Here is a 3,073-nt window from a genome sequence, read left to right as displayed (position 1 = left end):
AGTTGCGCGAATGGGAAGAGGCTGGATACGGCAATCTGCCCGTTTGCATGGCGAAAACCCAATATTCCTTCTCAACTGATCCAAATTTGCGCGGTGCACCCACAGGGCACACAATTCCTGTGCGTGAAGTAAGGCTTTCTGCTGGTGCGGGCTTTGTTGTTGCTGTATGCGGTGACATTATGACGATGCCCGGTTTGCCCCGCAAACCATCGGCCGAAGCAATTCATTTGGATGACAACGGCGAAATCCAAGGATTGTTCTAGGCCCAGCTGAAGGATGACTATGGTGGCGAGACAATTTCAGGAAAATGAAATCATCTCCCGCCTTATTCCGCTTGGCGACCGTGCGATTTTGGTGCGGTTTGGCAACCAGCTTACACTTGAAGCAAACCACCATGCGCAAGTGTTTGCGGACCTTTGCCGCGAGAAGCTTGGTTCTATGATTGACGGATGCAGTTCAAATCTTGTGTCCGTCATTTTGCGTTATGATCCGTTCAAAACGCAATTCAATGATCTGAAAAACCAAATCATGCTCTTAATGAGCACATTTGATGGCGACAAATCTGGCCCAGATAAGCCGTTGCACAACATCAATGTGATATATGGCGGCAAATACGGCCCTTGTTTGCAGGACGTATGTGAAATGCTTGAGCTGAGTGAAGATCAGTTCATCAAGTCTCACACGAGCAAACCTTTGCATGCTCTAGCTTTGGGGTTTTCACCCGGTTTTCTTTATCTCGGTTTGCATGATGAAAAACTGCGGGTTCCTCGTCGGGAGCAGGTACAAGAAAATGTGCCCGCCGGATCCATTCTGTTCGCAGCTGGGCAAACAGCCATAACCTCGCGTCCCATTCGCACGGGCTGGCACGTTATTGGTCAAACTGATTTTCGCAACTTTGATTCATCAAGCCAAACACCGATAATGGTAAATCCTGGCGAGTTGGTTCAATTCCAAGTGGTGGAAAACCTATGAGTGGCTCAATAACAATTCAGCGTGTATCGCCCAATTCAACCATACAAGACGCTGGGCGGCCCGAAGGCTTGCTTTATGGGCTTTCCGCTAGCGGGCCGATGGACAGAACCGCCTTTAACAAAACAGCTGCCGCGCTTGATGGTCAAGGCAGCCAATCGGTAATCGAATTCTCTATGTTGGGCATAGATTTTGTCTATTCTGGTCCACCTACAGAATGCGCTGTTGATGGCGGCGAATTTCAGATCAAGCAAAATAACGATGAAAAGCAATGGCCTGCACTTCTGTTGTTGACCGATGGCGATAAGGTAAGCATCACAACAGGCAGGGCTGGCAATTACGGTTACCTCCGTTTTGCGCAAAGCCTAAATATCCCCATCGTTATGGGCAGCAAGTCAACAAACTTGGCAGCTGGCGTTGGTGGATTTGAGGGGCGCGCCCTCAAAGCGAATGATCAGATCACATTTGGCGATGGTGTGCTGTTGCGCACAAATAGTGTTGGATCAAAGACCAAAAGTGCGGCGCCAAGTTCAAATATAGTGCGCGTATTGCCCGGTTTACATGCGGACTTGCTTGGCCCAGCCATGTGGACGAGGCTTTTTGAAGCACCATTTAAGATTTCCAATTCCATTGATCGGATGGGTTTTCGCCTTTCAGACCCGCTGGCACGGTTTGATATTTCACAACATAAGAACATCGTTTCAGATGCAGTTGTGCCAGGGGATATCCAGCTGTTAGGTGATGGAACACCAGTAATACTGATGCGCGATCACCAACCAATTGGCGGTTACCCCCGAATTGCCACAATCATCGATGCGGACCTTGATTGTGTGGCGCAACAGCGCCCAAATCGGGAAATAAGCTTCATTTCAACGACGCTGGAAAAAGCACATAAGGCGATGGTGAATGGATGATGACTGATCGCTGGATTGATTTGAACGCAGACTTGGGTGAGGGCACCGGCAATGATGCGGCGATGATGCAATATGTCTCAAGCGCCAATATCGCCTGTGGTGGTCACGCGGGAGACGATGACACCATCCAGCAATCAATTGATTTGGCGCTGAAAAACGAAGTCACAATCGGCGCACACCCCGGGTTTGAGGATAAAGAGAACTTTGGGCGCAAACAATTGCACCTCACGTCAGCCGAGTTGAGCAATCAAATATTACGCCAACTTGAACGGTTTGAAGGCTGGGCTCAAAAAGCCAACACAACAACCAAATATGTAAAACTGCACGGCGCATTGGCCAATATGACCGCCGCCGACTTTGATTTGGCCTTGACCGCCTATAAGGCCATACAGTCATTCCGCATAGACATGCCCATTCTAGCGCTTGCGAATTCCCAACAAACCGCGGCTGCAAAGCAGTTAAGTTTGCCCGTGTTTGACGAAGCGTTCGCAGATCGTGCTTACACAGATGATGGCCAACTTGCCTCTAGGGCGATTGAAGGCGCGGTCTTGACACAAGACAAGGCCGTCCTTGAACACGTCACCTATTTACTGACCACAGGTAGTGTAAATACAATTTCGGGTGGCGAGCTGAAACTGCCCACACAATCGATCTGCCTTCATGGTGACAATGCGCATGCAGTTCAATTGGCAAAACGCATCAGCGAAACCATCAAGGCTTTGGGAATAAACATAAAATCATTTGCTAATTAAGAAACTCTGGGGTGCAAAATGACAGCAAAGATTATCGATGGGAAAGCGTTTGCACAAGGACTGCGCGAACGGATTGCAGATCACGTTGAGCGCTTAAAATCTGAACACAATATAACGCCGGGACTTGCCGTGATCATCGTGGGTCACGACCCCGCCAGCCAAGTCTATGTGAACAATAAGGCAAAGCAGACAAAAGAAGTTGGCATGAACTCATTTAAGTATGAGTTGGCCGCCGACGTGCCAGAGGCAGAAGTTCTCTCCCTTATTGAAGAACTCAACAATCGTGACGATGTGCACGGTATCCTGTGCCAATTGCCGGTGCCAAAACACATTGATGAAAACAAGATCATCAATGCACTAAGCCCTGCCAAAGACGTCGATTGCTTCAGCCCAGAAAATGTTGGCAAAGTCGCCATCGGCTTGCCTGGCCCAGTGCCA

At 49.1% G+C, this 3,073-nt stretch carries 5 protein-coding genes; all 5 read left to right on the top strand.

The window, feature by feature from the left end:
* Nucleotides 1–263: formate--tetrahydrofolate ligase (locus Q0231_RS15175; protein ID WP_299348805.1), on the top strand; the 263-nt coding region annotated here is incomplete at its 5' end.
* Between the two features lie 22 nt (nt 264–285).
* The gene (locus Q0231_RS15170; RefSeq protein WP_299348802.1) at nt 286–972 is read left to right on the top strand and encodes a carboxyltransferase domain-containing protein; all 687 of its coding nucleotides are present in this window, start codon (nt 286–288) and stop codon (nt 970–972) included.
* Nucleotides 969–1,883 (top strand): biotin-dependent carboxyltransferase family protein, encoded by a 915-nt coding sequence (locus Q0231_RS15165; RefSeq protein WP_299348800.1) that lies wholly within the window; start codon nt 969–971, stop codon nt 1,881–1,883. Before Q0231_RS15170 ends, Q0231_RS15165 begins: the two co-directional genes overlap by 4 nt.
* Nucleotides 1,880–2,635, top strand: coding sequence for a 5-oxoprolinase subunit PxpA (locus tag Q0231_RS15160; protein WP_299348797.1), 756 nt, complete (start codon nt 1,880–1,882; stop codon nt 2,633–2,635). The genes Q0231_RS15165 and Q0231_RS15160 overlap by 4 nt, the downstream gene beginning before the upstream one ends.
* An 18-nt stretch (nt 2,636–2,653) precedes the next feature.
* On the top strand, nt 2,654–3,073 hold a 420-nt coding region (locus Q0231_RS15155; protein ID WP_299348794.1), incomplete at its 3' end, for a tetrahydrofolate dehydrogenase/cyclohydrolase catalytic domain-containing protein.

Source organism: uncultured Maritalea sp. (assembly GCF_937139385.1).
GTDB lineage: Bacteria > Pseudomonadota > Alphaproteobacteria > Rhizobiales > Devosiaceae > Maritalea > Maritalea porphyrae_A.
This window is presented reverse-complemented; position numbering and strand designations above follow the sequence as displayed.